General features: G+C 39.8%; 26 protein-coding genes, 1 pseudogene and 1 riboswitch. Of the genes and pseudogenes, 9 read left to right on the top strand and 18 right to left on the bottom strand.

Features of this window, described 5'->3' with window-relative positions; translation table 11 throughout:
- Nucleotides 1–89 precede the first annotated feature (89 nt).
- Nucleotides 90–863 carry a DNA alkylation repair protein gene (locus IR135_RS06310; protein WP_135097792.1) on the bottom strand — a complete coding sequence of 258 codons (774 nt, stop codon included), beginning with the start codon at nucleotides 861–863 and terminating at the stop codon, nucleotides 90–92.
- Between the two features lie 66 nt (nucleotides 864–929).
- Entirely contained in the window at nucleotides 930–1,802 is an 873-nt protein-coding gene (locus IR135_RS06305; RefSeq protein ID WP_135097790.1) for a DegV family protein, read from the bottom strand.
- Nucleotides 1,803–1,999: 197 nt separating this feature from the next.
- Here IR135_RS06305 and IR135_RS06300 point away from each other — a divergent pair, with 197 nt between their 5' ends.
- From IR135_RS06300 to IR135_RS06290, 3 genes are all read left to right on the top strand, one after another.
- The gene (locus IR135_RS06300) at nucleotides 2,000–3,550 is read left to right on the top strand and encodes an AbgT family transporter (protein WP_135097788.1); all 1,551 of its coding nucleotides are present in this window, start codon (nucleotides 2,000–2,002) and stop codon (nucleotides 3,548–3,550) included.
- Nucleotides 3,551–3,571: 21 nt separating this feature from the next.
- Entirely contained in the window at nucleotides 3,572–4,843 is a 1,272-nt protein-coding gene (locus tag IR135_RS06295; RefSeq protein ID WP_135097786.1) for an amidohydrolase, read from the top strand.
- A 204-nt stretch (nucleotides 4,844–5,047) separates the two neighbouring features.
- On the top strand, nucleotides 5,048–6,676 hold the full coding sequence (locus tag IR135_RS06290) for a BCCT family transporter (RefSeq protein ID WP_135097784.1): 1,629 nt from the start codon (nucleotides 5,048–5,050) through the stop codon (nucleotides 6,674–6,676).
- Between the two features lie 52 nt (nucleotides 6,677–6,728).
- Here the strand turns inward: IR135_RS06290 and IR135_RS06285 are convergent, their stop codons facing one another.
- The 3 genes from IR135_RS06285 to IR135_RS06275 form a co-directional block, all read right to left on the bottom strand.
- A complete protein-coding gene (locus IR135_RS06285; protein ID WP_135097782.1) occupies nucleotides 6,729–7,835 on the bottom strand; it encodes an alanine racemase in 1,107 nt (368 codons plus the stop codon).
- Between the two features lie 20 nt (nucleotides 7,836–7,855).
- On the bottom strand, nucleotides 7,856–8,233 hold the full coding sequence (locus IR135_RS06280; protein WP_135097779.1) for a RidA family protein: 378 nt from the start codon (nucleotides 8,231–8,233) through the stop codon (nucleotides 7,856–7,858).
- 80 nt (nucleotides 8,234–8,313) lie between these two features.
- Nucleotides 8,314–9,231, bottom strand: a complete 918-nt coding sequence (locus IR135_RS06275; RefSeq protein ID WP_228063440.1) for a cation diffusion facilitator family transporter — start codon at nucleotides 9,229–9,231, stop codon at nucleotides 8,314–8,316.
- Between IR135_RS06275 and IR135_RS06270 the strand changes: the two genes are divergently transcribed.
- The 3 genes from IR135_RS06270 to IR135_RS06260 all read left to right on the top strand — a co-directional run bounded on the left by IR135_RS06270 (nucleotide 9,190) and on the right by IR135_RS06260 (nucleotide 12,035).
- Complete coding sequence (locus IR135_RS06270) at nucleotides 9,190–10,494, top strand: MFS transporter (protein ID WP_318272293.1); 1,305 nt, start codon at nucleotides 9,190–9,192, stop codon at nucleotides 10,492–10,494. The two genes, IR135_RS06275 and IR135_RS06270, sit on opposite strands and share 42 nt — an antisense overlap.
- Before the next feature lie 142 nt (nucleotides 10,495–10,636).
- Entirely contained in the window at nucleotides 10,637–11,626 is a 990-nt protein-coding gene (locus tag IR135_RS06265) for an NAD(P)/FAD-dependent oxidoreductase (protein WP_135097776.1), read from the top strand.
- Between the two features lie 211 nt (nucleotides 11,627–11,837).
- Entirely contained in the window at nucleotides 11,838–12,035 is a 198-nt protein-coding gene (locus IR135_RS06260; RefSeq protein WP_135097774.1) for a hypothetical protein, read from the top strand.
- A gap of 13 nt (nucleotides 12,036–12,048) precedes the next feature.
- Here IR135_RS06260 and IR135_RS06255 read toward each other — a convergent pair whose 3' ends face one another.
- The 3 genes from IR135_RS06255 to IR135_RS06245 all read right to left on the bottom strand — a co-directional run bounded on the left by IR135_RS06255 (nucleotide 12,049) and on the right by IR135_RS06245 (nucleotide 13,678).
- Complete coding sequence (locus IR135_RS06255) at nucleotides 12,049–12,366, bottom strand: DMT family transporter (protein ID WP_135097772.1); 318 nt, start codon at nucleotides 12,364–12,366, stop codon at nucleotides 12,049–12,051.
- Entirely contained in the window at nucleotides 12,363–12,686 is a 324-nt protein-coding gene (locus tag IR135_RS06250; protein ID WP_135097770.1) for a DMT family transporter, read from the bottom strand. The genes IR135_RS06255 and IR135_RS06250 overlap by 4 nt, the downstream gene beginning before the upstream one ends.
- A gap of 70 nt (nucleotides 12,687–12,756) precedes the next feature.
- A riboswitch (guanidine-I (ykkC/yxkD leader) is annotated at nucleotides 12,757–12,855 on the bottom strand.
- A 31-nt stretch (nucleotides 12,856–12,886) separates the two neighbouring features.
- Nucleotides 12,887–13,678, bottom strand: a complete 792-nt coding sequence (locus IR135_RS06245) for a class I SAM-dependent methyltransferase (protein WP_135097768.1) — start codon at nucleotides 13,676–13,678, stop codon at nucleotides 12,887–12,889.
- Nucleotides 13,679–13,763: 85 nt separating this feature from the next.
- On the opposite strand from IR135_RS06245, the gene IR135_RS06240 reads away from it, so the two are divergent.
- Entirely contained in the window at nucleotides 13,764–14,312 is a 549-nt protein-coding gene (locus IR135_RS06240) for a DUF4256 domain-containing protein (RefSeq protein WP_135097766.1), read from the top strand.
- Nucleotides 14,313–14,337: 25 nt separating this feature from the next.
- On the opposite strand, the gene IR135_RS06235 is transcribed toward IR135_RS06240, so the two are convergent.
- The 6 genes from IR135_RS06235 to IR135_RS06210 form a co-directional block, all read right to left on the bottom strand.
- The gene (locus tag IR135_RS06235) at nucleotides 14,338–14,682 is read right to left on the bottom strand and encodes a DUF488 domain-containing protein (RefSeq protein ID WP_135097764.1); all 345 of its coding nucleotides are present in this window, start codon (nucleotides 14,680–14,682) and stop codon (nucleotides 14,338–14,340) included.
- Between the two features lie 34 nt (nucleotides 14,683–14,716).
- On the bottom strand, nucleotides 14,717–16,171 hold the full coding sequence (locus IR135_RS06230) for an APC family permease (protein ID WP_135097762.1): 1,455 nt from the start codon (nucleotides 16,169–16,171) through the stop codon (nucleotides 14,717–14,719).
- A gap of 64 nt (nucleotides 16,172–16,235) precedes the next feature.
- Nucleotides 16,236–16,952 carry a hypothetical protein gene (locus IR135_RS06225; protein WP_135097760.1) on the bottom strand — a complete coding sequence of 239 codons (717 nt, stop codon included), beginning with the start codon at nucleotides 16,950–16,952 and terminating at the stop codon, nucleotides 16,236–16,238.
- Nucleotides 16,939–17,847, bottom strand: a complete 909-nt coding sequence (locus IR135_RS06220) for an ABC transporter ATP-binding protein (protein WP_135097758.1) — start codon at nucleotides 17,845–17,847, stop codon at nucleotides 16,939–16,941. Before IR135_RS06220 ends, IR135_RS06225 begins: the two co-directional genes overlap by 14 nt.
- Nucleotides 17,847–19,022 carry a hypothetical protein gene (locus IR135_RS06215; RefSeq protein ID WP_135097756.1) on the bottom strand — a complete coding sequence of 392 codons (1,176 nt, stop codon included), beginning with the start codon at nucleotides 19,020–19,022 and terminating at the stop codon, nucleotides 17,847–17,849. The genes IR135_RS06220 and IR135_RS06215 overlap by 1 nt, the downstream gene beginning before the upstream one ends.
- Nucleotides 19,023–20,240 carry a hypothetical protein gene (locus IR135_RS06210; protein ID WP_167753377.1) on the bottom strand — a complete coding sequence of 406 codons (1,218 nt, stop codon included), beginning with the start codon at nucleotides 20,238–20,240 and terminating at the stop codon, nucleotides 19,023–19,025.
- Between the two features lie 153 nt (nucleotides 20,241–20,393).
- Between IR135_RS06210 and IR135_RS06205 the strand changes: the two genes are divergently transcribed.
- Both IR135_RS06205 and IR135_RS06200 read left to right on the top strand, forming a co-directional pair.
- Nucleotides 20,394–21,017 carry a LysE/ArgO family amino acid transporter gene (locus tag IR135_RS06205; RefSeq protein ID WP_135097752.1) on the top strand — a complete coding sequence of 208 codons (624 nt, stop codon included), beginning with the start codon at nucleotides 20,394–20,396 and terminating at the stop codon, nucleotides 21,015–21,017.
- Between the two features lie 69 nt (nucleotides 21,018–21,086).
- Nucleotides 21,087–21,440, top strand: a complete 354-nt coding sequence (locus IR135_RS06200; RefSeq protein ID WP_135097749.1) for a hypothetical protein — start codon at nucleotides 21,087–21,089, stop codon at nucleotides 21,438–21,440.
- 38 nt (nucleotides 21,441–21,478) lie between these two features.
- Here the strand turns inward: IR135_RS06200 and IR135_RS06195 are convergent, their stop codons facing one another.
- From IR135_RS06195 to IR135_RS06180, 4 genes and pseudogenes are all read right to left on the bottom strand, one after another.
- The gene (locus tag IR135_RS06195) at nucleotides 21,479–21,820 is read right to left on the bottom strand and encodes a DMT family transporter (protein WP_135097747.1); all 342 of its coding nucleotides are present in this window, start codon (nucleotides 21,818–21,820) and stop codon (nucleotides 21,479–21,481) included.
- Nucleotides 21,821–21,832: 12 nt separating this feature from the next.
- On the bottom strand, nucleotides 21,833–22,150 hold the full coding sequence (locus IR135_RS06190) for an SMR family transporter (RefSeq protein WP_318272291.1): 318 nt from the start codon (nucleotides 22,148–22,150) through the stop codon (nucleotides 21,833–21,835).
- A 48-nt stretch (nucleotides 22,151–22,198) separates the two neighbouring features.
- Nucleotides 22,199–22,864: an ABC transporter ATP-binding protein gene (locus IR135_RS06185; protein ID WP_135097741.1), complete on the bottom strand. Its 666-nt coding sequence runs from the start codon at nucleotides 22,862–22,864 to the stop codon at nucleotides 22,199–22,201.
- 12 nt (nucleotides 22,865–22,876) lie between these two features.
- Nucleotides 22,877–23,931: pseudogene (locus IR135_RS06180) on the bottom strand (ABC transporter permease).
- Nucleotides 23,932–23,970: the final 39 nt, after the last annotated feature.

Below are 23,970 nucleotides of genomic sequence, written 5' to 3'. Positions count from 1 at the left end.
GTATGTTTCATTTGTTACTTACAGTATATCCGCCCTCGGCTAAGGGAAAGTTAAACAATAATTAAAGGATGATTAAAAAGAAAGAATCTTTATTTTAACTGCTGCAGGAGGTCAAGCGCTTCGTCCTGCTCAAGCTTCTTCAGCGTTCGGAGGGCTCTTCTTACAATGAAAGGTGATGTTTCACTAATATTTTCTTTAAGAAAATCTATCACTTCTTCAGGATGGTATTTAGATATATCATTTAGATGATTCGCCACCGATTTTTCAACGTATCTCGACGGATCATTCAGAAATGGCTGCAGCAGTCTGAAGTTTTCCTGTATATCATCTCTTAAAAAAGGAAGTTTTTTTGCCCACGGCAGACGGGGCCTTGTACCTTCTGTCACCAGCCTTCTTAAATGAGCGTTATCACTTTCTCCCCAAACTTTGAATACTGCTTCAACTTTATCGTAATCTTTTCTTATAAAAGGACGGATAGCAAATTCCGCTGTATCCCGTTTCGTAATTTCTTCTATCGCTTTCATTGACTGGTCAAAATGATCGAGACCGTATGTTTCAATAAACTTTGACAGTGCTCTGTAGTAATACATTTCTTCAAACGGAAAGTAAAATTTGTCATTTTCGAGACCGAGTACTTCTATAATAATCTCTGTTGCTTCGATATAATCATCCGGGAGATAATACTTAAGCTGTTTTGAGAATACTTCAATTCTTTCAGACATGCGTCCGCCTTCAATTTCCCTTACTGTTTCTTTAATAAAACTGTCACTGTCAAAATCCGGATAGACGCGGCTGATCTCCCCGGCATAATGTTTCGCAAGATCTTCATCAAAATAATCTTTCATCAGTTTTCGTCCGCTCATTATCTTTACCTCTCTATAAGTAATTAAAAAAAGTTCCTATTTTCATAGGAACTCTGGTAATTCATTTTAGTTTAAATACGGCAGGATACCGAGCCCTTTGCTGCCAATACCTCCATGCACACCAAGTGCAGGTGTTAAATAACCGACCCGGCAGCTGATGCCCGGATACATATTTTCAAATCTTTTTTTAATATGCTGAGCTTCTTCTGCAATGTCTCCGTGAGCAATCGCAATTTTAAACTTGCCGTTAAACTTGTCCATTGCTTCTTCAATAATTGATTCCCACAATTTAATAACACGGCTGTTCGTCCGCACTTTGTCAAATGGTTTCACTTTGCCGTCTTCAGCAAAATATACAATCGGTTTAATTTTAAAGAGACTGCCTATAAAGGCGCTTCCCGCTCCAAGTCTGCCGCCTCTGACAAGGTAATTCAAATCATCCACAACTAGATATATCTGGCTGACTTTAACCAGGTTTTCAATTTTTCCGACAGCCTCTTCCACGGCGGTTCCTTTCTCAATCTGTTCGATTGTCTGTTCGAGAAGATGTTCTATAATATAAGAAGTACCATTGGAATCTATAAGATAATAATTAATTTTACCTTCTTCTTTATACTCATTTAAAACCATCTGTGCACTCTGATAAGTTCCGCTGAGGCCTTTGCCGATATGAATAGCAATGATAGTATCGTAACCTTTTGAAATTATCTGGTCGACAACTTCATAATATTCACCGACCTGAGGCTGAGATGATTTTGGAATTTCTTTTTCCGTTGCCAGACGCTGGTAAAATGATTTGAGCGCCGTTTCATCCGTAGTATCTTTAAAAATCGTTCCGTCTTTGAATGTTACAGATAAGTGTACTTGAAATACATCTGAACGGTTTGCTAGCTCATCTGATAAACTCGCAGTACTATCAACGATATACGCAATTTTCATGTCCTGCCTCCTACTGTTTGCCGTTTTTTCGTCTATATTTATAAGTATAATAAAAATGAAACTATAAGTATATTAAAATCATTTATGTTGTTGTTTGAAGAAAAATTGCATGGACAATTAACAGAAATTTATGTAAACTCTTTATATCCTGCTTATAACTTAATTTAATTATATCGGGGAAAACAAAGTAATATATTATGGGAGGGTTTTCATTGACAGACAAAACAGAGAAAAAAGGAGTTTTTCAAAAATTCCTAGACGTCGTTGAACGCGTCGGCAATAAGCTGCCAGATCCATTCGCACTATTTCTCGGACTGGCGTTTTTAATTATAGTAATATCTTGGGCATTCAGCTTGTTTGACGCCTCGGTAATACATCCGGGGAACGGAGAAGAATTACCTATCAACAGTCTAATTTCCGGAGAAGGCCTGCAATTCATACTGACTTCTATGCTCGACAACTTTACAGGATTTGCACCGCTCGGTCTTGTATTGTCTATGATGCTCGGTATCGGACTGGCTGAGAAAGTCGGCCTGCTCGATTATGCTATCCGTAAAACAATTTTAAAATCACCGCCGTTTTTAGTTACATATACAGTGGTGTTCGTCGGTATTATGGGGAACCTCGCATCAGATGCTGCTGCGGTTATTATTCCTCCGCTCGGGGCGCTGGTTTTCTATAAACTCGGCAGACATCCACTTGCAGGGCTTGCTGCAGGTTTCGCCGGTGCGGGCGCTGGTTTTACCGCAAACTTATTCATTGCAGGGACAGATGTACTTTTATCCGGCATTTCGACAGAAGCAGCTCGTTTAATTGATGACACAATCGTAATTACACCGGTTGATAACTGGTACTTTAATATCATTTCCGTATTTATGCTCACAATTATCGGGGGTCTCTTGACATCGCGTTTTGTCGAGCCGCGTCTCGGAGAATATAAGGGCGAAGGTATTGAGGGAGAAGATTCAGAGGAACTGCCAAACGCTAAAAAGGGTTTGATAGCTGCAATAGTAACAGGTGTTGTTTACTGGGCTGTTATTATCGCAGTTATTCTCCTTCCGAATAGTCCGCTGACCAATGAAGAAGGCGGTATTATACCGTCACCATTCATTGACGGTATTGTACCAATTATACTCATCTTCTTTATTTTAATTGGAATTGCGTTCGGTATCACTACCGGCAAGATTAAATCGACAAAAGACGCAACATATTATATGACTGAGTCCATTAAAGATATGGCAGGTTATATTGTTCTCGTATTTGCAATTGCTCAATTTATCGCTTACTTTAACTGGAGCAACCTTGGTACTTGGCTCGCAGTGAATGGGGCTGAGTTCCTTGAAAGCGTAGAATTTACAGGAATCGGATTAATTATCGGCTACGTTATTTTTACCGCACTTCTGAACTTCCTGATTACATCAGGTTCTGCTAAATGGGCAATTGAAGCACCTATATTTGTTCCAATGTTCATGCAGCTTGGTTACGATCCAGCCTTTACACAGGCTGCTTACCGTATTGCTGATTCATCTATAAATATTATTACACCGCTGTTCCCTTATATGGTTATTATTTTGGCGTTTATGAAGCGTTATGATAAAAATGCAAGTATCGGAACTTATATGTCACTTATGCTGCCGTATTCATTAGTATTCCTGCTTGCATGGATTATCCTGCTCGGAGTGTTCTACTTCACAGGCTTACCGCTTGGACCGGGTGTTTCTACGTTCTTGGAAGACAGAGTACAATAATTAACCAGGAGATGATTCACAGTGTCATTACACACAAAGCTTATAAATTGGCGGAGGGACTTCCATCGGCATCCCGAGCTCGGCTTTCTTGAAATGCGTACATCTACAATCGTCGCAGATACTTTAGAGAGACTCGGATACGATTTAAAAATCGGACGGGAGGTAATGCATCCTGACTTTACAATGGGCAAACCCGATCAGGAAGAAACATCCAGACATTATGTATGGGCAAAAGAAAACGGTGCTGTTTCAAAGTACCTGGATCAGGTAGCAGAAGGCTATACAGGTATTGTCGCAACACTGGATACAGGAGTTCCAGGTCCGGAGATTGCTTTTCGTGTCGATATGGATGCTCTTCCAATTTACGAATCGGAAGACATCAGCCATTTTCCTCTTCAGGAAGATTTCCGTTCAATAAATAATGAAATGCATGCATGCGGCCACGATGTCCACACTTCCATCGGGCTCGGGCTCGCAACACTTTTAATGGACAATAAAGATGATTTAAAAGGCAGGATAAAACTTATCTTCCAGCCGGCTGAAGAAGGAACGCGCGGCGCACGCTCAATGGTTGAAGCGGGGGTTGTCGATAATACTGATTACTTTATCGCTTCGCATATAGGTACCGGGGTTCCGTTCAATCATTTCTTAGGATCAAATAACGGTTTTCTTGCCACTACTAAAATTGATGTATCCTTTAAAGGCGTGTCCTCTCATGCAGGCGGACAGCCTGAAGAAGGCAAAAATGCCATTCTGGCTGCTGCCAATGCCGTTATTAACTTAAACGCTATCCCCCGTCACTCGGGAGGTGCTACACGTATTAATGTTGGTGAACTGCATGCCGGAAGCGGACGCAATGTCATTGCAGACAGTGCCAGTCTTAAAATTGAGACGAGAGGCACAACAAGCGAATTAAATGAATATATGAAACAGTATGCACGGTCTGTAATCCAGGGCGCTGCTCAAATGTTTCAGGTAGATTATCATATAGAGACTGTCGGGGAAGGTAGAAGTGCTGCCGGTTCGACAGAACTCGCACAAGTTCTGGTGGATGCAGCAGATAGTGTGAAACTGGTCACAAAACTTGAAGAAAACAAACCGAGCGGCAGTGAAGACGCAACGTTTTTCATTAATCGCGTACAGGAACGCGGCGGACAGGCTTCTTACTGCATATTTGGAACAGATCTTGCGGCGGGACATCATAATGAGATGTTTGATGTGAACGAAGACAGCATGCTGAGCGCGGTTCAAACCTTATTTGAAACAGCAAAATTATTAAGTGAAAAACAGTAAGACATTACAGAGACAAAATCTTTACGGATTTGTCTCTTTTTGTTTATTAAAGTTTCAATTGGTTATGTATAAAGTATCGCGATAAGTAATTCTTATTGTACTTTTAGCGATTCTTCGTTTTTATTTCTATATGCAGTTGAACTGCGGGGTGTAGATTGTTATTATTTAGACGTTGTGTTAAAAATCATCATAAGGAGTGAAGTAATGACAAATCATTCGTCATCGTCTGAGAAGTCAAAAAAAATATCATATGTTTTCGTGTTTGCAGCAATTATTGTAGGATTGCTTGTAGTTATAGGAGCCATATTCCCCGATGAATTTGGTGAAATTTCAGGTTCCATTTCAGGATGGGTTACTACCTACTTCGGCTGGTATTATATGATACTCGTCACAGTAATCGTATTCTTCTCTGTATTTCTCGTTTTCAGCCCTATTGGAAAACTTAAATTAGGACAGCCTGATGATACTCCGGAGTTCAATACCCTTTCCTGGATTACTATGCTGTTCAGTGCCGGTATGGGAATCGGTCTGGTATTCTATGGTGCCGGAGAGCCGATGGCTCACTTTATGTCACCGCCAACCGCAGATCCCGGAACAACAGAAGCGTTGGCTGAATCTATGCGCTCAACCTTCCTGCACTACGGTATTCACGCATGGGCTATATACGGCATTGTTGCCTTAGCTCTTGCATACTCGAGCTTCAGAAAAGGAGAAGTTGGATTACTTTCAAAAACGCTGCGTCCTTTATTCGGCGATCTCGTAGACGGCTGGCTCGGGGTTGTTGTTGATGTTCTCGCTGTTTTTGCAACTGTTATCGGTGTTGCGGTATCTCTCGGTATCGGTGCAATGCAGATTAACGGTGGATTAAATTACTTATTCGATGTACCTGTAAGTCTTTTGACACAGGGTATCATTATATCCGTGGTCACAGTTCTGTTCTTAATCAGTGCCTGGAGCGGACTCAGTAAAGGAATTCAATACTTAAGTAATCTGAATATGATTCTTGCAGGTCTGCTGTTTGTCATTATTCTTGTTGTCGGACCGACAATGCTTATCTTAAATGTAATGACGACAGGCACAGGCGGCTATTTAAGTTCATTCTTATACAATAGCTTTGACGTTGCGCCACTAAATGCACAAAAAACTGAGTGGCTGAGTTCATGGACAATTTACTACTGGGGCTGGTGGATGAGCTGGAGTCCATTTGTCGGTATCTTCATCGCCCGCGTTTCTAAAGGACGTACAATCAGAGAATTCATCATAGCAGTTCTCCTCGTACCGACTGTTATTGGTATTATCTGGTTCAGTGTATTCGGTATTACAGGTATTTCAACGGGTCTTGCAAATAATGAAATATTCAATATGGCGACTGAAGTACAATTATTTGCTATATTTAATGAATTACCGATGGGAACAATCTTATCGATGCTTGCTATTTTATTAGTATCATCATTTTTTATCACATCGGCAGACTCTGCCACATTCGTTCTCGGCATGCAAACATCTCACGGTGATTTGACGCCTTCAGGAAAAACTAAACTTACATGGGGCATCGCTCTTTCCGCCATAGCTTTTACATTATTAGCTGCCGGCGGAGAAACAGGATTAAACGCCTTGCAATCTGCAGCAATTATCGCGGCGCTGCCTTTCAGCTTTGTCGTTATTGCGATGATGGTTGCCTTTTATAAAGACGCGAACAATGAACGTAAGTATTTAGGGTTATCCATTACTCCAAATAAAGAACGCATGAAAAATTATAAGGAAAGCTCTCTTGAAGAATATCAAGAGGAACTTGAAGCTTATGCTGACGAAGATAAGCCTAGAGGTGTATAGATATAAAATAAAAAAGCGTTCCGGTGATTTAAATCACCGGAACGCTTTTGTTTTATTGAAGTTTTCCCTGAGCTGCAATATCTATTTCTTTAACAATTTCATCATTATTGATGAGATAAGCTTTATGATATAAATTCGAAACTGGACATATATGGTTCGGAATAATACGGACTTTATCGCCGATATTTACTTTGTCACTGAATTCTCTATTGTAAATAATTGCATGTTCATCAAATACACCGTGAACATAAGCTCCGTCATATTCTTTAATCTTACCGAACCCTTCTGTCGCGGTCAGTCCTTTGCTGCGCGACTGCGCTGTCAGTCCCTTAGCCCCGACATCTGTAATAACACGTTCATGTGTCGGCTTACTGATCACAGTAGTCAAAACGCTCGCTGCTGAATAATCATATGAATTAATCGCATTAGATTGTGATCCATCCATTAAAATATACGTTCCCGGTCTGATTTCAGTCACCCCTTCCGGTATGTCAAAACCAAACATAAACGGAGGAGTTGAACCGATGCTGACTGTTTCAATATCAAAATCCATATCTCTCGCGATATTTGCAAAATGCAGTGTACGGGTTGTTGCTGTCATAAATAAGTCATAACAGTCATCTTTGTCGACAGCCTTATATGTATGACCATCATGAGAGAATATTCCTTTCAATTCCACGTTTTTAGATGCACGTATACTGTTTAACAATAATTTATAGTCGATTTCCTCAATGATACCGGAACGCTCCTCGCCGACTTCTATTTCAATCAGTACCTGTGCTTTTTTATCGGCACCTTCAAATACTTCGTCAATTTCTTCGATATGGTGAACGCTGTCCACGCCGAAAGAAATATTTATCTGTTCAGCCAGTTTTTTAATTCTTTCCAGCTTTTGTTTTCCAACAATCTGATTGGCGATAAAAATATCCTTGAGTCCATATACAGCCATGATTTCCGCTTCCCCTACTTTAGCAACTGTGATGCCTGTTGCACCGTGCTCTCTTTGCTTCATTGCTAAATACGGCATTTTATGCGTTTTCGTGTGCGGGCGCAGCTGAACATTTTGCTTTTTCGCATAATCACCCATGTACTCCAGGTTTTTATTAAGCACAGTTTCATCAATTAACAATGCAGGTGTATCTATGTCTTTATAATTCATCATTACATCCCCTTAGTTCATTATTTTATCGCTGCGACGGCTTCAATCTCAATCAAACATCCATAATGCAGTTCTCTCGTCGGAACAACTGCACGTGCAGGCTTGTGGTCTCCAAAATAATTGCTGTATTCTTCGTTAATAATATCCCAGTTATCAACGTCAGATGTGTACAGCCTGACCATTACGATATCTTTTTTAGTCAAATCTGCTTCTTTCAATACCATTTCCATGTTCTCAAGCGCTCTTTTAGTTTCAGCAGCAATACCGCCCTCGACTATTTCCCCGGTGTCAAGGTCCAATGATAACTGCCCTGAAATGTATAAAGTATCGTTATGTATCATTCCCGGTACGTAGTGCCCTTTACTGTTTCGTGAGTATTTTGTATGAATTGCCCTCATTAAATCCTCTCCTTATAATTGTTCATAAATCTATAATAACAAAAAGTATTCTGAAAATTGAATTCCAGAATACTTTATAACTAATTGCACAAAATTTGATCATGATGATCATGGTGCTTACATTCCACCTGAACCGTTACATGTTCGATGCTTTCATGTTTCATCTGTTCCTCAATACGCTGAATAATCTTTTGTGTTTCATGAACATTCAGCATACCATTAACTACAATGTGAACACTCAACGCATTCATTCCGCTTGTAATGCTCCAAACGTGAATGTGATGTGCGTCTTCAACCCCGTCTACATTGTTAATTTTTTCGATAATACGATTGAAGTCTAGAGTCTCCGGTACACCTTCCATAAGAATATTCAAAGATTGACGGAGTATTCTAAAGCCGCTGATTGAAATTAATACCGCGACGATAACACTCGCCAGCGGGTCCATAATTCCCCAGCCGAAGAACATAATTGATAAAGCAGCAACAATCGCCGCAACTGACCCGAGCAAATCTCCTAAAACATGCAGCAGAGCACCTTTCATATTTAAGTTATCGTGTGTATCTCCAGACATTAATATTTTTGCAACAACGATATTTACCAAAAGTCCAAGAACCGCAATAATCAGCATACCCGTGGTTGCCACTTCAGGTGGATTTATAAAACGGCCGGCCGCTTCTATAATGATAAACACCGCAATAACAATCAGTGTCACACTATTAAAAACAGCTGCCAGTATTTCAAATCTTCTGTAGCCGTATGTCCTTGCTGAATCAGCAGCTTTCTCACCCATTTTAAATGCAGCAAGAGCCACTGCCAGCGATATAGCATCGCTCAGCATATGACCAGCATCAGACAGCAGGGCAAGACTATTTGTCAGCACTCCCCCGATGACCTCAACAATCATAAATGATGCAATTAATATTAAACTTATTGTCAGTGCTTTTTTATTCGCTCCATGTGTATGATCGTGGTGATGATTATGATTATGCTCCGTCAAAATTCCCACCTCAATTTATCTATTTTTTACTATTATTTTCCTATTTTCGAGTGTAATATATACCTTAGCATATGCAAAAATGTAAGAAGGTGCAATTTTATGAAGAAAAAATATCAACTCTATTTATTATATAGCAGTATTTTCCTGATTTTCCTAGGAATAAGTCTTGTCATCCCGGTTCTCCCGTCAATCATGAATGAATTGAATATCAGCGGTGCAGGTGTCGGTTATCTAACCGCCGCTTTTGCTTTTACGCAATTAATTTTCTCTCCATTTACAGGTCGTGCCGCAGATAAGTTCGGACGTAAAATTATTATCGTTCTCGGGCTGTTTATCTTTGCATTTTCCGAGCTCTTATTCGGTCTCGGACAATCGATTGAAGTACTATTTGTTTCGCGAATGCTCGGCGGTTTGGCCGGTGCATGTATTATGCCTGCTGTAACAGCCTTTATCGTAGATCTGACAACTGATAAAAACAGAGCCCGGTCGCTAGGTTTTATGACCGCAGCAATTAATTTCGGATTTATTATCGGCCCCGGTGTCGGCGGTGTTCTGGCAGAAGTTGGTACACGTCTGCCGTTTTTCGTCGCAGCAGCACTTGGTTTATTGGCAGCATTCGGAGCTATATTCATGCTCTCTGAACCTAAAAAAATAACAGAAGTTGCAGCTGATAAAACTGAAGTTACAACAAGTAACTTCAAACGTCTATTTACACCGATATTTTTTATTGCCTTCCTCGTTATTTTTATATCATCATTTGGACTCGCAGCTTTTGAATCTTTCTTCAGTCTGTATTTCGATCGTAAACTCGGATTTACACCGACTGATATTGCAATCGCAATTACAGGCGGCGCCATGATTGGCGCTTTTGCACAAATCTTTTTATTCGAGCGTCTCACACGCAGCTACGGCGAGTTGAACATTATAAGGGTATCGATTATATATACCGCAGTGCTTGTTTTTGCAATTACATTTTTAGAATCATACTGGTCGGTTATGGCCGTCGCCTTTATCATCTTTATAGGTTTTGATTTGATACGCCCGTCCGTGACAACCTTCCTGTCCCATATCGCCGGTAATAACCAGGGATTTGCAGGCGGCATGAACTCGTTTTTCACATCGCTTGCAAACGTTGTTGGTCCTGTTATTGCCGGTATCTTATTCGATATGAATTTGGATTTTCCGTACTACTTCAGTGCAGCCGTTCTCGTCATCGGATTCTTTATCACAGTATTTTTCTGGCGTGATCCGCGTAATGCATAATGTCATTCGAAAGTCTGAATTACGCGTTACATCGACGTTACAGCATGCCAAACACTTTTATTTTCATCCCTCCTTGTGCAATAATGTTTAATGGAATGAAAATATAAAAACATTTTTCGTATATTACTGGAGGGTTATATTCATGAAAGACGAAATTGTAGATGTAACCATAATCGGTGGCGGACCTACCGGTTTATTTTCTACTTTTTATGCGGGCATGAGACAGATGTCTGTCAGACTGATAGACAGTCTGCCTGAACTAGGCGGTCAATTAACGGAATTATATCCGGATAAATATATTTATGACGTCGGCGGGTTCCCTAAAATCCTTGCTAAAGATTTAGTTTCCAATCTCGTGACACAGGCGCAGTATGCAGAACCTGACCTTCACCTTGGAGAAACAGTTCAGTCATACGAGCGCAAAGATGATCACTTTGTTTTGAAAACTGATCAAGGTGAATACCTTACAAGAACTATCTTAATTACAGCAGGAGTCGGTGCTTTTCAACCGCGTAAAATCGGCCTCGATAACGAAGCTGATTTCGAAGGAATTTCACTGCAGTATGCCGTTAGAGATCTTGAGAAATTCAGAGACCAGGATGTTGTCGTACTCGGAGGGGGAGACTCTGCTCTCGACTGGGCACTGATGCTGCAGGAACTTGCTAAATCAGTAACACTGGTACACCGTCGCAACCGCTTTACGGCACATGAAACGAGTGTGCAGCAGGTCATGGACTCACCTGTAGAAGTTAAGACATCATTGAATGTCACTGAAATTAAAGGTGAAAATGGGCAGATTGATGAGCTGGTACTGACTGCAAAAGACGGTACTGAAGAAGTCATTAAAGCAGACCAGCTGATTGTTAACTTCGGTAATATTTCGTCACTCGGGCCATTAAAAGAATGGGGTCTTGAGCTTGAGAAAAACTCCATTAAAGTTAATGCTCATATGGAAACAAACATACTCGGCATATTTGCTGCAGGTGATATAACGACATTTGAAGGTAAAGTTAAACTGATTGCGACAGGCTTCGGTGAAGCACCGGTAGCAATTTCATACGCTAAATCTTTTTATGATCCAAAATCACGCTTACAGCCTAAACATAGTACAAGCGTCTTTAAACAAGACTAAAAAAATTCCGTATGCAGATTTAATGCATACGGAATTTTTTTGTGTTTGCTTCTGGTGTTTCATGTGAAACTCGTTCTTTCAATCGCTAGTGTATAAACGATAATGCAGATATTATTTATGTCTGATATAGTAGAATCATTCGCAGTTATTGGAGGGTTTCACTATTTCTTCTTTTATTATTATTATCATTGCAGCAGTAATTATTCTAAGCTTGTCTCACCAAAATAAAAAGCTCCAGCAGTCAGCTTTCAAAGCTGCATTACAAAATTCAGAACTGTACCGTGATATCCGCAGCATGATCAGCTCGAACAAAATGGATGTTCAAATTATTAAATATATAAGAGAAGAAACTGGTCTTGGTCTTGTTCATTCGAAAAATCTTCTTGAAGAAGTAAAAGTTGGAGAATAATCTCTAACTTTTACTATCCTGTCACAAGTCTTAAACCAATTACTGCAATGATAATAAACGACAGGTACATAACACGTTTATAACTCGCAGACTCTTTATAAAAGATAATTCCAATTAACGCACTTCCTACTGTTCCGATTCCAGTCCATATAGCATAAGCAACACCTAAAGGAATAGTTTCCATAGCAAATCCAAGCAGGCCAAGACTGATCGGAAATCCGATGAGCAGCATCAGCCAACCTTTTAGTTTTTTACTCTGGCCGATTAAAGACATACCTGTTACGCCCGCTACTTCCATGAATCCTGCTAATATTAATATCAACCAGCTCATTTAACATCCTCCTCATAATCTGTCACTGTTTTCAGACCGATAACTCCAAATACAAGCAGTGCCACAAATATAATAATGCCAATGTTGAATGCTCCGCCGAAAACGATAATATCTACTAGCACTGTCCCGACCGCCCCAATACCGACAAAGACCGCGTATACTGTGCTTGCCGGCATTTTCGTCGACACGTATACGAGCAGTCCAAAGCTGACAACGACAGCAATAACCGTCAATCCCCATTCAAACCACGTATCAGCATATTTCAAGCCTGTTGCCCAGCCGATTTCAAACATAGCTGCAATAATGACTAATAACCACATAATTTTTCTCCTTTTAATTCTTAAATTTAAGAATTAAGAATAAACAAGCCCGGAAGAATAACTTTCGTTACTCTCCCAGGCTTTTATCCTTCCGTGTACTGGAATTAATTCCAGCGTTTCCTCTCGGTCCAGACTTAAATAATTTAACGGAACCCTAGAAAACTTCTTATTCAGTTACTTACATCATAAATTATTATTTTCTAAGAGTCAACTTCAGTCTCAGTATTGATAACTCCGTAATGCACTTTACTCGTCTTTCTGATTTGTTGGATGAAACCGAATTGTTCAAATCGTCTGCTTCTGAAGTGATCTTTCAAAACAACTGTTTTGGCTGCCACACGTTTTGCCTCATTTATCGCAGTTTCTGACAATGTTTTGGACTGTGTCACTGCGGAGATTGCTCTTAAGCTCTCGGAATTACTGATTTCTTCTTCGAACATCGGATCAAAATAAACAATATCAAAACTGTTATCTGCCAAGGTTTTTAAATATGTCTCGTGGTCTTCATGCAGCACTTCAACATTTTTCATTGCATCGCTGATAACTCCAATATTCGCATCATATGACGACAGTCCTTCTTTAGTCAGCAGGTAAAGTATTAAACTGTCTTCCAGTGCCGTCACTCTGCCAGAGTTTCCGACTGTTAAACTCGCGATAACACTATCTGCTCCGAGTCCCATCGTGCAGTCTAAAAATGACATACCAGCTGTAAGTTCTGCCGCTTCGACCAGGGCGTCGTGTTCATTTTTCAATAATCTTTTAGCACGGACCATGGAAAAGTTCGGATGGTACTTGACCGACTCGTTTCCAGTGAGTGGTGTAATACTGATTCCATCTCTTCCAACGACTAATACATCGTCATTGTAACGCTCCCGAAGTTCTTTAACAGAGCGCTTTTTACGCATTACAAAGTCCAGCTTATAACGCATAGCGATATCCTTAGCTTTTTGTAATGAATGTTCATTATAACGGCCGCCTGTTGTTACTATCATCATCTTTCTCCGTTCTGTATAATATGTTTATCAGTATAGTTTACCATGGTATTATTAACTAAATAAGATAAACGGAGGATGCTGAATGACATTAAAGAATAAGCTTACTCAATCAGAACAGGAAGAACTGCTGAACACTCTCGAATCCCGTTTTAATACTCATATGGAACGCCACGAAAATATCTCATTTCAGAATATCGCTGATAAACTGAATGATACACAGCTCACTGCACTTTACAATATGGAAGCCACAGAAGGTGAACCTGACGTTATCGATTTTGACGGCACGCTTTATTTTGCAGACTGTTCAAAAGAAAGCCCGAAAGGACGGCGCAGCGTTTGTTATGATAGAGCTGCCCTTGAAGCGAGAAAGAAATATAAGCCTGATAACTCGGCTGTGGATTTAGCAAAAGAAATTGGCATCGATTTACTCACTGAAGAAGATTACAGACTCCTGCAGCAGTTCGGCGACTTTGACCTGAAGTCTTCAAGCTGGGTTAAGACTCCTGATGAGATTAGAAATCTCGGGGGAGCTTTATTCTGTGATAAACGTTACAACACCGTCTTCCTTTACCATAATGGAGCCGATTCTTATTACGGAGCACGCGGTTTTAGAGGAAAGTTAAAAATCTAAGAAAAAAGACGGCAGCCGCCGTCTTTTATTTGTTTTCGATATATTCTTTTATCACCACTGCCTGATTGTGCTCTTCGTCTTTAGCTGCGTATAACAGTGTGACATTGTGGCCGTCTGAGTCCTTTTTAATTTGATCTACCAGACCTTTTTGTTCTTTTAATTCTTTTTTATATTTCTTTTTAAATTCTTCCCACTTATCAGGATCGTGATCAAACCACTTTCTTAAATCCGACGAAGGTGCGATTTCTTTATACCACTCATCATGTTCCAAATCTTCTTTTTTAATGCCGCGCGGCCAAACACCGTCTACCAGAATCCGCTTGCCGTCCTGTTGTGAAACGTCATCGTAGACACGTTTTAATTTCAGCATAGTATCATCTCCGAATAATATATTATATTATTCTTTACCCTTCTTTTTTTGTTTCATTCATCGCTGCTTCTCTCGTCTTGTTTAAAATCATAAAGTCCAGCTCTTCTTTCGACATCGATTTTAATGTTTTATATTTTAACAGGAGGAAGACCGCACCGAGTATAATCCAGCAAAGTAAAGCATAGTAAGATGGTGCTGTTAAGGCTGCCGGCGAACCCGGGAATAATAGCAGTATCAGGAATACTAGTGAAATGATTACACCGAGTACACCAAATATTACATAAACAATATTTTTATGTTCAGCTCTTGCAAAGAATTTAACAGTCACTGCACTCGTTGCCAGAAACGCTACTGATACACCCACTGACGACATATCAACAATCCAGCTTAAAGCAGTTCTCCCGAGCCAGGGAGCAATCAAACACACTCCCAGCACGAATAAGACTGCATAATGCGGTGTTTTATTTTTCTTATGCACTCTGGCAAAAACTGCCGGTACAAAGTTTGCACGCCCCATCGCGAAAATCAGTCTGGAAGATGACATATAAAACCCGTTAAGCCCCGTAAAAATACCGAATGATATTGAAAATGCGAGAAATACCATTCCAACAGTGCCCATAGACGACTGTATAACAGAACCTGTTACCCAGACCGCCCCGTCCATTGAGTTCTGGTCAGGATAGATCCATGATGTTACTAAAATCATTGCAACATAGGTTAAAATAGACGCGACAATCCCAAATACAATTAATTTAAATGTTTTGTCAGCACTGAATTTAAATTCTTCAGCTGCCTGAGGAATGTTATCAAATCCTACATACATCCAGGGCGCTATTGCCACGATTAAGATAATCGAAGTCCATACTCCCGCTTCATTATTAAAGAGCGGCTGTGCATTTTGAAATGAAAATTCTCCGGTGAAAAATGACGCGAACATTAACCCTGCTACAACAAAGGCCATGAACAAACAGAATATAAACTGCAGATTCCCGGAAAGACCAGAACCTTTCATACTGATAAACGCGAATACTATGAGTACTGCTGACGACAGGATGACTTCCATAATGTAAACATCCCATCCTGCGATGGTGTATAAGTAACCAGTCTCGAGAAAATCCGGGAGTACAAATTTAAACAGCAGACTAAACGCACTCGCATTCAGAGCAACTACACATATATAACCCAATACTAAAAACCATGAGGCAATAAAGGCGCTGAATTTACCGAATCCCGCGTATGTAAATGCGAACTCTCCGCCGGAGACGGGAAACTTGGCTGTTAATGCACCGTAGCCTACCGCAATAATCAGCATCAGTATACCGCCGATAGTAATTCCGAGTGAAGCCCCGAGTGTACCTGATGAAATCAGCCAGTCTCCCGGTAAAATAAATGCACCCCAGCCGATTGACGACCCGTAAGCTATTGCCCATATGAAACGTTTCGACATCGTATTATCTAATTCTGTTCTCGTCTGATTATCAGCAGACATATTTCCAACTCCAGTTTTTTTATTAATTCTTGTGACTAAGTATCGCATAGTAAAAGATCTATCGCTAGTGCTTTTCCAGTACGAGCGGATGTTCTGTAATTATTGTATCCCCTTTATACAGCGTGACAGGAATCCCCGATTCTCTGTCTATCTCGTTATCCGGGTTGGATAAACTCATCGAATTCATCCCCGCTGCATTGAAATAAATATTATCTTCAGAGTTCTCGCGTCTGACAGGCAATTCTTTTGTTAAAAGGGTGTAACCGCCTGCTTCAAGATGTGTTCCAACTGTATGGATGCCTGCAGGAAGCACAGTGTCATATCCTTCGGCGAACGGCATGAGAGTAATCTCACCCTGTCTGGTGATGTAATCGACACGGTAACCTTCCTGCAGTTCCAGCACGGCTTCTGTACTGTAATAATTTAAGGCTGTTTCCAATACTCTGTCCCCCTGGTCATCATACACAACGATTGCAGAGGCTGAATCTGTTGCCGCCTTGTAACGCCCCGGTTCTATATCTTTGCCGGTCATGTATGAACCAGGAGAAAATGTTTTTTCCACCCCGCCTTCTGTAATGCCTTCAAAGACAGTATTGCTATTCAAAAAAGCATAACGGGATTCCAAACCATCCTTTATTAAAAGATTTTCATCTTCAAATAATTCAGCAGCCTCCTCATCAGTCTGCACCTTTTCACCATTATACGACTCACTCATAAGACCGTTAAAACTACACCCCATCAAAAACAGTACAAAGAAAAATAAAACGCTAAACCGTTTCATATTTTCTCTCCCCTTTATAAATACGCAAATAATGTTCATGCGTACCTAACGCTCCCAGTGATACTTCTGTTGAACTGTGTTTTTTCAAAGTGCTCATCATTTTGAATACTTCTTCTTCTGGTAGATCGTCAGCGGGGATACATATACGATCTCCGTCCAGATACAGCGTGCCTTCTCTAAGCGGACTGAGAAACTTTAATTTATCTTCTGAAATATAACCTTTAACGTACTCTCTGTGTGATTCATTGCGGACATATGTGTAATAAATTTTCTGTTCATTTAAAAAATAAATCTGGTCCGCGTAATCATCAAGATTTTCCAGTAGATGAGATGCGACAATAATAATTTTTCCATCTTCTTTTATTTCCTGAAGCACCGAGCTGACCAGCTCCACATTCACCGGGTCCAGGCCGTTCATGATTTCGTCCATAAACATAATCTTTGTATCTGCAGCAATCATCATCGCAAAACAGAGCCGCTGCCTCATCCCGAGAGAATAAGTTTTTACTTTATTTTTCACATAACCTTCCATATTCAGCCGTTCTATTACCTCTTCTATATTGCTGCTGTCTGGATTCCATATATCTCTGTACATCTCAATATGTTCAACACCAGAAAAATCTTCATAGAGTTCAGCCTGATCCGGGAAGAATGTAATTTTACTGTGCAGCGCTTTAACATCTTTTGTCGTATTTTTATACACAATATCATCGATCAAAATTTCTCCCGTATTAATCGGAATGAAACGTATAATTGCATTAAATAAAGTTGTTTTCCCCGTGCCGTTCGGCGCAACCAGACCGATAATTGTGTTATCCGGAATATTAAAATTAACATTCTTCAGTACCGTCTTAGTTCCGTAATTTATCGTTAAATTCTTGACTTCCAATGACATTAGTTCTTCCTCCTTTCAAGCTTGCCTGTACGGGTCGGTATCAATTTAAAAACAAAGTGAAACACGACTTCAACGATTATATATAATACCGCCATACTGATGAGCAATTTGGTAATTGTCACATTATTTAATGACTCCCATGACCCTTCCAGCACCGGTATTATCTGCAGGTACAATAGAGGGTTCCAGGCCGCAGCAGACCCGGTCAGAGCAATGACATAAGGCAGATAAAATATGGCAACTGCGATGGTAATTGTCAGGTAGATATTCCTGAATACAAAGGACAGCCCGGTTGAAAACTTAACGATGATGTAACTCAAAACCATCGTCATAAAGACTGTGATTAAAACATACTGCATTATACTGATATATACGGTTTCTTCACCTGCATACAGCGGCACTGGATATTTCAGTGTTCCACTGTCTGTATAAAATGTACTGAGTAAATATGAGACGAAGATGCCGCTCAAGGTAATAATCCATATCAATCCCCAGCTGATAAATGTCCTTTGCCTCCATTGATAGGCAAAGGAATAAGGTATTCCTTGGGAAATACTCCAGTTAAATTCCTGATCCCGACTGAAGCGGTCAGCCCCGAATACCGCTGCAATAATAAATATAAATACGCCGGCAACAATGTTAATCAGATTAAATAAAACAAGTGACGGTGATAACGGATTCCAATCAATATCAACATTATTCTCTTTCAAATATTTTAAAATTTTTAAATCATTCTCAATTTCTTCCCGGCTTGGCATAAAGGAGAGCAGTAGTTCCTGCGATTCAAAATCATCCGCTTCATAAAAGAACAAACGGTTTTCCGCAAGCTCAAGGCCCTGATCGACGTAATCGCTGACCACACTCTCAAGCCCGGAAACTGTATTGCCTTCCTGTTCGCTTAAAATATACCGCTGCATACCAATTATGCTTTGCTGGCGGGCAAGTTTATCATAGATTTCTTGTCCCCGAGCCGATTCAAAGTGGTCTTCCGGAATCGCATTGAAAATCTGCTGTGTATCTTCGTATTCGCTCCGCAATTCTTCCAAAGGAAGTGCAAGATCGCGGTCCTGGTAAAATGCCGAATAACTTGCCAGAAAAAGAAACAGCGCTACTAAAAGTATTCTTACTTTCCAGTCTCTTATAATTTTAAGGAAATCCCATTTGAACAGTTTCATTCAGTCCACCTGCCTGACAAATTTCTGACGTGTCATCCAGCCCGCAAGAAGCCCTAATATTATTTCGATAATAATAATTGTTATAAGCAGCACCATGATGCCCGTCTCGAAGGTGAAATTATTTGATAAGGTTAAAAAGTTCTGACGGCCGCTTAAAATATTTCCAAACTCAAAATAGTTCTGCGGGAATAAATGAGCTCCAAGGCCGAGAAAACGATCTTCACCGCCGCCGCTGTATAAACGGTTAAATGCGATAATTGCAAAGCCTGCAATCATCACGATAACGTCATGTCTGAATAGCAGGGAAAGTACAGCATTTAAACGTATGAAAAGATACAAAAGCACTGCTGTTAATATCAGCGACTCCAAAATCAAGTCAATGACAGGCGCGGTAAAGAAATTCTCTTCGGCTGCTCTGTATCCTTCAGTGTATGCGTAATGGGTAGTTAACAGAGACATATCACCAAAACCGTAGAGCAGTGATATAAGCAGGAAGAAGAACATCAGGAAAAAAGCGATACCAGTTGCGATAAAGATAAATACCGACACAGACTGATAAAATATGTACTTTCTCCATCCGAGCGGCTGGCCAGCTTTTAAAGTATGGTGCTTCCGGTCATCAACCAGTACTTCACTCGCTACAAAAATAGTTATAAATAATAAAATTAAAGGACCGTAATTTAAGAAGAAGGAATACAACTGCTGTATTCCTGTTTTACCGTTAAATTCATGTGTTGTCGGGTGGTCTATCTCAGACAGCGCAAACAAATTATTATTAATTACCGCCCTTTCAAAATCCATATCTAAAAACTGGCCGTCGTGTTTCCGCTCCAAATAATCATTCAGTGCATCGACCGTAAACATAGGAACATAGTCGGTACTTTTCAACTCGAAAAGACGTGAAATATCACCTTTTTGCAACGCATCATAAAACATAAAATTATTCTCGTAATCATATTTAGCGAGACTATATGTATCGACTCCTGTAAAGCTGTTTACAGCAATATCACCCTCAGCAAGTCTGCTTTCTTTCATGCCGTATGCTGATTCAGTTTCAAGGGCCAGCTCATCTGCATCAATTGTCAACGGGTTATTCACCGTCGGCAAATATAAAAATGAGTATAATATTATGCCGATAAATGCCAGCAGAAATAACAGTCTGTTCTTTTTATTACGGTATAATTTTTTAAACGTTTCTAAAAATACAGTTCTAAACATCATCCATCCCCATTTGTCTTTATTATGACGTATTTATAACTATTATAGAAAACGCTTCCATAATTTACAAACTATTTTAAAAATTTTCTATTGTATCTTAGCTGTTATTATATTAATCTTAATTTACTTATTTCATCAGTCAGGAGCTTTACTATGTTTCTCGCTTTTTTGCACGGATTCGTTTTATCGGCAGGATTAATTCTTCCTCCCGGCGCTCAAAATGTGTTTTTAATTAACCAGGGAGCCAACCATAAAAAATTTATTCATACTCTGCCGGCCATAATTACTGCAGGACTCAGTGATACACTATTGATTATACTCTCTGTAGCCGGTGTCTCCTTAATTATCCTGTCCATTCCGACACTGCAGCTCGCTATGTATATTATCGGATTTTGTTTTCTCACTTATATGGCAATAACGTTATGGTTTGTAAAACCCGAGACTGCTCACGCACCCGCCAAGCTCAACCCTTTTAAACAAATTGGTTTTGCTTTATCAGTATCATTGCTCAATCCTCATGCAATACTGGATACAGTTGGCATTATCGGAACAAATTCCACAGCTTATACAGGCAGCGATTTACTGGTATTCACCTTATCCTGCATCGCAGTTTCATGGATTGCTTTTGTGATTCTCGTATTCTTCGGCAGAATTCTCGGCAGTATAGATAATAATGGTAAAATTATTGTCTATATTAATAAAATATCTGCAGCCGTAATATTTATAATTGCTTGTATTCTTCTTATTAATATTATTAAAATGATTTCAGGAATCTGATCTTTTAAGTTATCCGGCCTCTGGTCAGGGTAAATATAAATATCAATTCTATAAGGAGAGAGGAAGAAAATGAAAACTATTATGAGATATATACTCGCAGCTGTTTTCGGTGTTGCAGGTGTCGCGCACTTCACAAGGACAGAAGGTTTTACCAATATCGTTCCGCATTATTTGCCGTTTAAAAACTTTATCGTTAAAGCAAGCGGAGTGGCAGAACTGATTATCAGTTTCCTCTTGTTAATTAAACGGCCGGGCAATTTTTTAAAGAATGTCATCAACAGCTTCCTGATGCTTGTTCTTCCGGCTAATGTTTACATGGCCCGAAAAGCATTGCCGCTTGGCAATATTGAAGTTCCTAAGCCGCTGCTCTGGGCAAGAGTCCCGCTTCAGTTCGTTCTCGTAAAAATGGTAAATAAATTATAAAATAAAAAAGGATAGCGACCCTGAGTCGTTATCCTTTTTTACTGCGCAGTTTCTTCCTTATCTTTTTTAGAAATATTCATTATAATGACACCGAGTATAATGACGCATAAACCGATAATATTTACTGCAGACAGCTGTTCATTAAATAAAAATACTCCGATAATTCCTGCTCCCGCTGTACCGATTCCTGCCCACACGCTGTAAGCGATACTTAACGGAATGGTTTTAAGCGCGCCGATTAAAAATGTAAATGATAATCCGAAACAGATAAACATAATAACCGTCGGCACGATGTTCGTAAAGCCGTCCGATAAATTCAGCATTGTTGTCCCCGTGACTTCGAACACTATTGAACCCATTAAAAATAATATTGCTCTCATTTCCGCGTCCTCCTATACTCTCATCAAAATCAGACCGATAATCAAAATAATAATTCCGATGACCGTCGTGGCTTTGATTTCTTCTTTAAATATGGCAAAACCAATGATTGCAGTCAGCATCGTGCCGACACCGCTCCATGCTGCGTAAGCAAAACTCAGCGGTAAGGTTAATAACGCCAGCGACAGCAGATAAAATGCCAGAACATAGCCTGCCGCAACACCGATAATCGCTTTTTTAGAATTGTTCACAGCTGTTATTTTCATCATGCTGGAACCGAATACTTCTGATATAATCGCACCGGCTAAATAGACAAAGCCCAATTTATTCACCTCTTTAAATTTAAAAACACATTCTAAAATTCAGAATGTGTTTTCATTTTAATCTTGTTTTTCTAATATACCATCTGTCATTTTATAAACTGCATCACAATACTCAGTTAGACGTTCATCATGAGTAACGATAATACATGTTTTCATACGCTGCTCTGTTTCTTCTTTTAGAATCTGCATTACTTTCAGTGCATTTTCCGTATCTAAAGAAGCTGTAGGTTCATCTGCCAATATAATGCTCGGATTAGTATATAATGATTTCGCAATAGCTACACGCTGTTTCTGACCGCCTGATATTTCACTCGGCAGCTGGTCCTTCACTTTTTTTAAAGACAGCTTTTCAAACAATTCATCCAGTTCACTATCAGCCATCACATCTTTTTTTGATTTTTTTAAGAGCTGAAACTGCTGTTTAACTGAAAGGAAAGGTACCAAATTACTCGCCTGCAAAATAAATCCGATTTCATTCAATCTCAAGTGCGCGAGTTCCTTACTATTCATTCCTGAAATACTTTGGCCGTTAATTTTAACATCACCTTCGGTCGGCGTTTGAAGTGCACCTGCAATGGTTAAGAAAGTACTTTTCCCTGAACCTGAAGGTCCGATAATTGCGATACATTCCCCTTTATTAAAAGTAATCGATGTGTTTTTGACCGCTTCTATCGTCTGGTCGCCATCTTTGAATGATTTTATAACATTTTCAAATTTAAGCATTATTTTCTCCTCCTATCCAATCGCTTTTAACGGATCGACTTTCCGCACGCTGATGACTGAAAATAAACTTCCAAGCATCGCAACTGCAATAAGGACAACCATATAAATAATCATCGTTAAATAATTAAACTCAACCGGTACTGCTGGAGGCAGGAACAGTCCTGTAAGGAATGTTAATCCCAAACCGATTACAGTTCCTATTACTGCAATAATAAATGTTTGTGCCAGTACCGTTCTTGCAAGATAACCGTTTGAAAAGCCCTGTGCCTTTAACACACCAAACAGACTCGTTTTCTGGAGTGTCAGCACATATAAGAAGATGCCGATTACTGCTGCAGATATTACAAACAGGAAGATAATCATAAAGTTCAGCGTTAAGCTTTGAGCTGTATAACCTGGAAGACTTTCTATAAATTCTTCAATTTCCAGCACTTCAAGTTCATCATTAACTTCACTATCCTGCCAATCAGCATCACGGATAACCAAAGCATTAATGATATCTTCACTCAGCATCGGATTCAGTTTTTCGATTGTTTTATTATCCGTAAATAATACTGATGATGCACTGTATTTAGCACTTTCAGTAAAGCCGGTGAGCGTCAGTACTTCATCACCGTTTGACAATGTCAGTTCGTCCCCGACTTCAAAACCTGTTTCTTTTAATGAATAGTCTGCCACGACTTCATTTTCTTTTTCAGCTTGCTCACCTTCTGTGAGTTCCGGAAGGAGGAATGAATCTTCTTCTATTCCGAAAACAAAAGCATTCTCTTCAATATCGCCGTTTGATGCAATAACTGAATGCTGTTTCAATGTTGCCTGTTCCTCAAAAAGGTTTTCGACATCATCTTCCGCTATCATAGACTGCTGAATTGTCTGGTTTGCTTCACTTCATCATTTAAAATGATTGCATCTGCTTCCCATTGATCCACAGCTTCTCTATTCATATCCATTAAACCGCTTGCCAGTCCAGATAATAAAAACAGCAGGTAGCTGATCATCACAAGGACTCCGATAATTAAACTGAACTTCAGCTTATTTCTTATCATTTCATTCCATGCTAAAAACATAGTATTACTCCTTCTCGTTCATCGGCTTCGTAAAAATTT

The sequence above is a fragment of the Jeotgalicoccus nanhaiensis genome (assembly GCF_015235105.1).
Lineage (GTDB): Bacteria > Bacillota > Bacilli > Staphylococcales > Salinicoccaceae > Jeotgalicoccus > Jeotgalicoccus nanhaiensis.
The sequence above is the reverse complement of the archived record's forward strand: the minus strand, read 5'-3'. Positions and strand labels throughout refer to the sequence as shown.

Excerpts from the sequence above, each read along its gene's own strand:
- IR135_RS06270 (WP_318272293.1), top strand. The coding sequence starts at position 9,190 with ATGTGTATGATCGTGGTGATGATTATGATTATGCTCCGTCAAAATTCC.
- IR135_RS06210 (WP_167753377.1), bottom strand. The coding sequence starts at position 20,240 with ATGTTTAGAACTGTATTTTTAGAAACGTTTAAAAAATTATACCGTAAT.
- IR135_RS06200 (WP_135097749.1), top strand. The coding sequence starts at position 21,087 with ATGAAAACTATTATGAGATATATACTCGCAGCTGTTTTCGGTGTTGCA.
- IR135_RS06195 (WP_135097747.1), bottom strand. The coding sequence starts at position 21,820 with ATGAGAGCAATATTATTTTTAATGGGTTCAATAGTGTTCGAAGTCACG.
- IR135_RS06290 (WP_135097784.1), top strand. The coding sequence starts at position 5,048 with ATGACAAATCATTCGTCATCGTCTGAGAAGTCAAAAAAAATATCATAT.
- IR135_RS06205 (WP_135097752.1), top strand. The coding sequence starts at position 20,394 with ATGTTTCTCGCTTTTTTGCACGGATTCGTTTTATCGGCAGGATTAATT.
- IR135_RS06280 (WP_135097779.1), bottom strand. The coding sequence starts at position 8,233 with ATGAGGGCAATTCATACAAAATACTCACGAAACAGTAAAGGGCACTAC.
- IR135_RS06305 (WP_135097790.1), bottom strand. The coding sequence starts at position 1,802 with ATGAAAATTGCGTATATCGTTGATAGTACTGCGAGTTTATCAGATGAG.
- IR135_RS06225 (WP_135097760.1), bottom strand. The coding sequence starts at position 16,952 with ATGAAACGGTTTAGCGTTTTATTTTTCTTTGTACTGTTTTTGATGGGG.
- IR135_RS06285 (WP_135097782.1), bottom strand. The coding sequence starts at position 7,835 with ATGAATTATAAAGACATAGATACACCTGCATTGTTAATTGATGAAACT.
- IR135_RS06265 (WP_135097776.1), top strand. The coding sequence starts at position 10,637 with ATGAAAGACGAAATTGTAGATGTAACCATAATCGGTGGCGGACCTACC.
- IR135_RS06255 (WP_135097772.1), bottom strand. The coding sequence starts at position 12,366 with ATGAGCTGGTTGATATTAATATTAGCAGGATTCATGGAAGTAGCGGGC.
- IR135_RS06240 (WP_135097766.1), top strand. The coding sequence starts at position 13,764 with ATGACATTAAAGAATAAGCTTACTCAATCAGAACAGGAAGAACTGCTG.
- IR135_RS06215 (WP_135097756.1), bottom strand. The coding sequence starts at position 19,022 with ATGAAACTGTTCAAATGGGATTTCCTTAAAATTATAAGAGACTGGAAA.
- IR135_RS06300 (WP_135097788.1), top strand. The coding sequence starts at position 2,000 with ATGGGAGGGTTTTCATTGACAGACAAAACAGAGAAAAAAGGAGTTTTT.
- IR135_RS06235 (WP_135097764.1), bottom strand. The coding sequence starts at position 14,682 with ATGCTGAAATTAAAACGTGTCTACGATGACGTTTCACAACAGGACGGC.
- IR135_RS06220 (WP_135097758.1), bottom strand. The coding sequence starts at position 17,847 with ATGTCATTGGAAGTCAAGAATTTAACGATAAATTACGGAACTAAGACG.
- IR135_RS06185 (WP_135097741.1), bottom strand. The coding sequence starts at position 22,864 with ATGCTTAAATTTGAAAATGTTATAAAATCATTCAAAGATGGCGACCAG.
- IR135_RS06250 (WP_135097770.1), bottom strand. The coding sequence starts at position 12,686 with ATGTGGTTATTAGTCATTATTGCAGCTATGTTTGAAATCGGCTGGGCA.
- IR135_RS06230 (WP_135097762.1), bottom strand. The coding sequence starts at position 16,171 with ATGTCTGCTGATAATCAGACGAGAACAGAATTAGATAATACGATGTCG.
- IR135_RS06310 (WP_135097792.1), bottom strand. The coding sequence starts at position 863 with ATGAGCGGACGAAAACTGATGAAAGATTATTTTGATGAAGATCTTGCG.
- IR135_RS06245 (WP_135097768.1), bottom strand. The coding sequence starts at position 13,678 with ATGATAGTAACAACAGGCGGCCGTTATAATGAACATTCATTACAAAAA.